Origin of the sequence: Collimonas fungivorans (assembly GCF_028292705.1) — a bacterium.
GTDB classification, from domain to species: Bacteria; Pseudomonadota; Gammaproteobacteria; order Burkholderiales; family Burkholderiaceae_D; genus Collimonas; species Collimonas fungivorans_B.
Genome location: NZ_JAQGLV010000339.1, coordinates 1 through 6610, shown reverse-complemented (window position 1 = coordinate 6610; position 6610 = coordinate 1). Strand labels below are relative to the sequence as shown.

The 6610-nt window shown below is 64.1% G+C and carries 4 protein-coding genes; all 4 read right to left on the bottom strand.

All coding sequences use genetic code 11. From position 1 onward, the window contains the following. Positions 1-214: 214 nt before the first annotated feature. Positions 215-985, bottom strand: coding sequence for a substrate-binding domain-containing protein (locus JWQ61_RS19020; RefSeq protein ID WP_304361876.1), 771 nt, complete (start codon positions 983-985; stop codon positions 215-217). Positions 986-1043: 58 nt separating this feature from the next. Further along, positions 1044-4124 carry an efflux RND transporter permease subunit gene (locus JWQ61_RS19015; RefSeq protein WP_304361875.1) on the bottom strand — a complete coding sequence of 1027 codons (3081 nt, stop codon included), beginning with the start codon at positions 4122-4124 and terminating at the stop codon, positions 1044-1046. Further along, complete coding sequence (locus JWQ61_RS19010) at positions 4121-5266, bottom strand: efflux RND transporter periplasmic adaptor subunit (RefSeq protein ID WP_304361874.1); 1146 nt, start codon at positions 5264-5266, stop codon at positions 4121-4123. Before JWQ61_RS19010 ends, JWQ61_RS19015 begins: the two co-directional genes overlap by 4 nt. A 66-nt stretch (positions 5267-5332) precedes the next feature. Continuing rightward, the coding region (locus JWQ61_RS19005; protein WP_304361873.1) for an efflux transporter outer membrane subunit at positions 5333-6610 on the bottom strand (1278 nt) is incomplete at its 5' end.

Here is a 6610-nt window from a genome sequence, read left to right as displayed (position 1 = left end):
CCAGCGGGCGCGACTGGTCGTGTTTCAAGAACACGGTCAGCAACAGCGCATTGTCCGGCGTGGCGACTGCATTGCCGGCAGCGGGAGCCGCCACCGATTGCGCCATGGCGCCGCCGGCGTGGAGTGCCGCAGACGCCAGCAATGCGGACATCAACAACGATTTGAGTTTTCCTTGCATGACGTTCTCCTTGTAGTTAACCGCAATCGATTTATTCTAAGGCTTGACCGCTTCCATTCCTTTTTCCTGCAGCACCCGCGCCGTTTCGGGACTTGCCAGCAAACGCAGGAACGCCTGCGCCGCCGCCTGTTCCTTGCTGGCGGCGCCGATGGCGGCGGTGTAGACGGTGAAATTCTGGATCTCGGCCGGCAACGGCCCAATTAACACCACGCCTTTGACTGCGAGGATTTCGCTGATCTGCTGGAAACCGAGCGTCGCTTCATTGTTCAGCAGATGATCGCCGACGTAACCGCCCTGCACCTTCACCGCCTTGCGCTCGATTTCATCGGCAATTCCCCATTGCCGGAACAGCTGCGCCAGGTAGATCCCGCTGGATCCGCCCGCAGCGGGATCGATATAGGCCACCGACCTGGCGTCGAGCAGGACTTGCTTGAAACGCTCCACGGTACTGATATCCGGCTTCGGCGCGCCTGCCAGGACCATGGCGCCAATGCCCACCCGCGCCAGGTTCACCACGCTGGCGGCGTTCGCTTTCCGTCTGGCGACCAGTTGCGCGATCAGGTCCGGCGTCATGATCGCCACGTCGAACGCGGCGCCGCCCTCAATGCGTTTGGCGATGCCGCCGGCGGTATCGTTTTCCAGGATGATCTTGTTGCCGGTACTAGCCTCGAACTGCGGCGCCATGGCCGCCACGACTTGTTTGTAGGCACCGGAGGTCAAGACCTTCAAGTCGGCAGCGGACGCGGTCGCTGCTGCTGCCAGCGCCATCGTGGCCGCAATCGCCGCGAAAATGGCCAATTTTCTCATCCAGTCCATGTCTGTCCCTCGTCCACGTCCGTAGACAGATCATATCCGGATTTGTTTTTCAGGTATTCATCCCTATTTCCTTGAGCTGGCCATCGTGCTTCCGGGAAAACAGGCCCCTGGCCCAATGCTCGAATTCATCGATATAGGTAAACACCACCGGCACCACCAGCAGACTCAGCGCGGTCGAGGTCAGCAAGCCGCCGATGACGGCCACCGCCATCGGCTGCCGGAAGCTGGAGTCGGCGCCGAAGCCGAGGGCGATCGGCGCCATGCCGGCGATCATGGCGACGGTAGTCATCACGATCGGCCGGGCCCGCTTATGGCAGGCGTCTATCAATGCCTCGAACACCGACATGCCGCGGTCGCGTTTGCCGACGATGGCGTATTCGACCAGCAATATCGAGTTCTTGGTCACGATCCCCATCAGCATGACCAGGCCGATCATCGATGGAATATCCAGTTCGCTGCGCGCCATGAGCAGCGCCAGGAAGGCGCCGCCCAGCGACAGCGGAATCGCCGACAGGATGGTGACCGGCTGCAGGAAATCGCGGAACAGCAGCACCAGCACGCAGAACACGCACAGCACGCCGATGACGATCGCCATCATGAAGCCGGCGCCCAGTTCCGCCGCAATTTCCGCATCGCCGGTCTGGATCAGCTGCACGCTGGACGGCATCTGCTTCACCGCCGGCAGCGCCTTCGCTGCCGCCAGGGCTTCGCCCAAAGGCATGCCGCCGAGATCGGCGCTGACCGTGACGTAACGCCGGCGGTCGTATCGTTCGATTTTCGACGGTCCGCTTTCCACCGACAAGCTCGCCACCGAAGAAAGCGGCACCAGGCCGTTACGGCCAAGTACATGCAGGTTGGCAAACGTAGTCACGTTCTGGCGGTCGGCGTCCGGCACGCTGACATTAATATCTACTTGCCGGTTGTCCAGGTTCAGCTTGGCCAGGTTTGCCGAAAAATCGCCAGCCGTGGCGATCCGCACCACCTGGCCGATGGCGGCGGTCGACACGCCCAGTTCGCTGGCGCGCTGCAAGTCGGGCCGCACGATGATTTCCGGGCGTTCCAGGCTGGCGGTGGAACTGATATTGGCCAAGCTGCCGACGCCGCGCAGCTGCCGCTCCATCGCCTGGGCCGTCGCCTTCAGCGCATTTTCATTGTCGCCGGCAAGGATCAGCTGCATTTTCTCGCCAGGACCGCCCGCACCAACCGTGAAACGGGCGCCTGGCACATTCAGCAGGGCGCGCCGCACCGCTTTCTCGATTTCAGTCTGGCGCGGACGTTTGGCGCGATCGGACAAGGAAAGCGTCAGCGATCCGTTGCGCACTTCGCCAGCCTGCAGTTGCCCGCCGCCGACCACCTGCGACACGCCTACCGTGGTGAAGATGTTATCGATCCCGCCCACGCTGCCAAGCGCGGTGCGCGCCCGTTCGGCTACCGCCAGCGTATTCTGCAATGAGCTGCCAGGCGGCAGTTCGACATTGACCGTGGTATACCCGCGGTCGGCCGGCGGCATCAAACCGGTCGAGATGAATGGAATCAGGGCCACCGATCCGACAAAAAACAGGGTCGCCGCCAGCATGGTGGTCTTGCGATGCGCCATGCACCAGCGCACCGCATGCAGGTACCAGCGCATGATGCGACCATCCTGCTGTTCAACCGCAGGCTTGGACTTCAACAGATAGGCGGCCATCATCGGCGTCAGGATGCGCGCCACCAGCAGCGAAGTGAGGACAGCGATCACCGCGGTCCAGCCGAACTGCTTGAAGAACAAGCCCGCTATGCCGCTCATCATGGCCGTCGGCAGGAACACCACGACCAGGGCCATGGTGGTGGCCATCACGGCCAGCGCGATTTCCGTAACCGCGTCGCCGGCCGCCTGCAGGATCGGCTTGCCCATATGCGCATGGCGCTCGATATTCTCGATTTCGACAATTGCATCGTCCACCAGGATACCGACGATCACCGCCAGCGCCAGCAAGGTAAGGGTATTCAGGGAAAAGCCGAACCACGCCATGGCAGCAAAGGCAGGCAGGATCGACAGCGGCAGCGCCGAGGCCGCGACCAGGGTCGCGCGCCAGTCGCGCAGGAACCACCAGACCACCAGCACCGCCAGGATCGAGCCTTCGTACAGCATGTCCATCGAGCCTTCATACTGCTCCTTGGTGTAGCCGACGGTTCCCGAAATCCGCGTGAACTTCAACGTGTGGTTGCTGGCTTGCAGCTTTTCCAGCGCCGCGCCGACGTTTTTCGCAATCACGGTTTCGTCGTAACCTTTGGCGCGGAACACTTTGAAGCCGACCACCGGCTTGCCGTCCAACAAGGCAATCTGGGCGCGCTCGGCACTGGCGTCGCTGATGGTGGCGATCTGGTCCAGCCTGAGCTTGCGGCCGTTGGCCAGCGTTATCGGGAACGCGGCCAGCTCCGAGGCCTGGTGCACCGTCGCGATTACGCGCGCCGACTGTTCTTCTTGGCCGAACTGCCCGCGCCCGCCCGACGATTCCTGTTGCATGTTGCGCAGCGCCTGCGAGACATCGACAGCGGTCACGCCCTGCGCCGCCATGCGCACCGGATCGACCGCGACGCGCACCTGGCGCGTCAGGCCGCCCACCCGGTCTATGCGGCCGATGCCCGGCACTGCCAGGATCGCCTTGCCAACGGTGTCGTCGACAAACCAGGACAGTGCCTCTTCGCCCATATCGGCGGCGATGGCGTACACCAGCACCGCATCACCGCCGACGGTGACGGCGCTGACGGTCGGCTGCTGCAGGTCGGTCGGCAACTGCGAGCGTACGCTGTCGACTGAATTCTTGGTGTCGATCAGGGCGTCCGAGAGATTTTTCTCAAGGACGAATTCCACCGTGATCTGCACCTGGCCGTCGGTGATCGAGGTGCGCAGGTGCTTGAGCCCGCTCATGGTCGCCAAGGCGTCTTCCACCTTGCGCGCCACCTCGGTTTCCAGCTGCGCCGGCGCGGCGCCAGGCTGCGTCAGCGTGACATTGATGGTGGGCAGGTCGATATCCGGCAGGTTCTGGATCGGCAACTTATGGAAACCCATGATGCCGGCGATAGTCAGCAAGGCGAACAGCAGGATCGCCGGAATCGGGTTGCGGATGGACCAGGTGGCGAAATTCATTTGACCCCCTTGGCTGCCGGCGCGGCGCCGGCACTTGTGTCCGCGCTGGCAACCCGCACGATATCGCCGTCGTTAAGGAAGCCGGCGCCGAGCACTACCACCTGATCCGATTGCACAACGCCTTTGACGACTTCGATGTCGGTTCCCTGCCGGCGCCCGGTGACGACCGCCAGCCGTTCCACCTTGCTGCTGCCATCATCCTTGAACTTCAGTACATAAGTATGGCCGTCGCGGATGACGATGCTCTGCGCCGGCACCGTCAGCGCCTGAGTCGGGCTGAGTGCGATCGAGCCGTTTGCATACATGCCGGCCCGCACTGGCTGGCCGTCGGCGATATCGGCATACACCATGCCGAGCCGCGAGCCGCTGTCCAGCGACGGCGCGGTTTGCCGGACCACGGCAGACGCCGTGCCGCCGCCCGGCAGCGCCAGTGCCACCTGCTGGCTGGCGGCAATGCGGGCCAGCTGTTCCGCTGTCACTTCGCCGCGCCACTCCAGGCGCCCTTTCAATATCATCCTGAACAATTCCTGGCCGGTCGACACCACCGAACCGGGGGTGGCGGAACGTGAGCTGATGACGCCGTCGTCGGGCGCAAGCACATCGGTATAACGCAGCTGCAGCTGCTTGAACGCCAGCTGCGCGCGCGCCGTCTTGGCCAGCGTGGTCGATTGCAGCACGTCCTGGTCGCTGATGCCGCCGCTTCCCTGCAGCGAGATTGCGCGTTTGGCATTGGCTTCGGCCTGTTCGTAAGCGGCAACCAGCTGCGCCTCTTCGGCACGCAGCAGGTCTGGATTGAGGCGCGCCAGGACCTGCCCTTTCTTGACGCGGTCACCGACATTGACGCGCACCTGGTCCAGCTGGTAGCCGCCGATCTGGCTGCCGATGATCGCTTCCTGCCACGGCGCAACGGCGCCGGATGCGTTCAGGGTCTCGGCCCAGCTTGCCTGGGCCGGCCTGGCGAGCGTCACTGTCAGCGCCGGCGTGGTCTGGACCGGCTTGGCTTCAGCCTTGCCGGATTTCACCATCATGGTGATGCCGGCGGTGGCTGCTACAGCAACAAATGCGAGGGCTACGGCGATGGCTACGCCCTTGCGCCGCGGGGAGGATTTGGCAGTTGCTGCCGATGGTTCGGAGGCATTCATGATTAAGGTTTCCTGGTGTATTGCTATCGTAGGGTTGTGATGGCGGCCGTACAGTTGGGTGCGGTATTAGCCCGGGCTATCGATTTGCCCGGTGGCCTGCATCAGGCTGATCCAGGCCTGGCCCTGGTCGCGTTTGGCGGCGATGAAATTTTCTTCGGCGGTCTGCCGCTGGCGCCGGATGTCTTCCAGCTCGAACATGCTGATGGCCCCTGCCCGCCACTGCGCCTGGCTGGCGCGGAAGCTGAGCTGGGCGGCGTCGACCGCATCCTGCGACGATTTCACGCGGTCTTCGGCCGAGGTCTGGAAGGCCAGCGCATCCTCGACGTTCTGCACGACGGTGCGTAAAGTTGCCTGCAATGTCGCGGCTGCTTCCTGGTAGCGTCCGGTGGCGGCATCTACATTGGCGGCGCCGGCGCCGCCGTCGAATAAAGGAACGGTCAATCCCGGCCCGGCCGACCAGCTGGTGAAATTGACCGAATTGCCGACGGCGCGCAGCCATTGCCCCGACAGCATTGCACTGAGGCTGATGGTTGGCAGCCGCTGTGCGCGAGCCACGCCGATATCCGACCAGGCCGCGGCCAGCGAGCGTTCGGCCGATACCAGGCTAGGATGGTCGCGCAGCACCGTCGCCGGCAGCGCCAGCTGCATCGCCGGCGGGGTCGGCATGACATGCGCGACATCGTCCAGGATCGCGCTGCTTTCCTGCGGATCAGCGCTGGCTGCCGCCGGCGATGCTGGCAATAACAGGCGGCGCACCGCTGCCGCCGGCTGCCCGGTCAGCGCTACCAGCGCATCGACGCTGCGTGTGCACTGCTCTTGCTGGCTGATGCGCGCGGTGCGTGCGTTAGCCAGGTTGGTCAGCGCGCTGAATTCCGCCGAGGGCGCGATATAACCCACCGCACGCCGTTTGCGCGTGAGGACCAGCTCGGTTTCGCGCGAAGCGATGTCGGCATCGCGCACCTGCAGCGAATAAGCGCAGGCGCGCAGGGAAAGACTGTTGTTGGCGACTTGCGCCGCCAGCGACAGGCGGGCGCCCTGGGCATCCGCCGTGCGCGCATCCAGGCGCCGCTGCGCGGCGGTCACAGACTCGCGGATGCGTCCCCAAAGGTCGATTTCCCAGCTGAAATCGGCGCCGATGGAGGAAGAACTTTCGAGCATGGTGGTAGAGCCGCCGACGCCCAGGGTGTTCTGCGTCTGCGCCCGGGTGGCGTTTGCGTTGCCGTTAACCGCGGGCAGGCGCTGCGCATTGGCTACGCCGGCTGCCGCTTTGGCCTGGTCGACCCTGGCGACTGCCTGGGCCAGGGTCGGGTTGTCGGCAAACGCCGATGCGATCAGGCTGTCGAT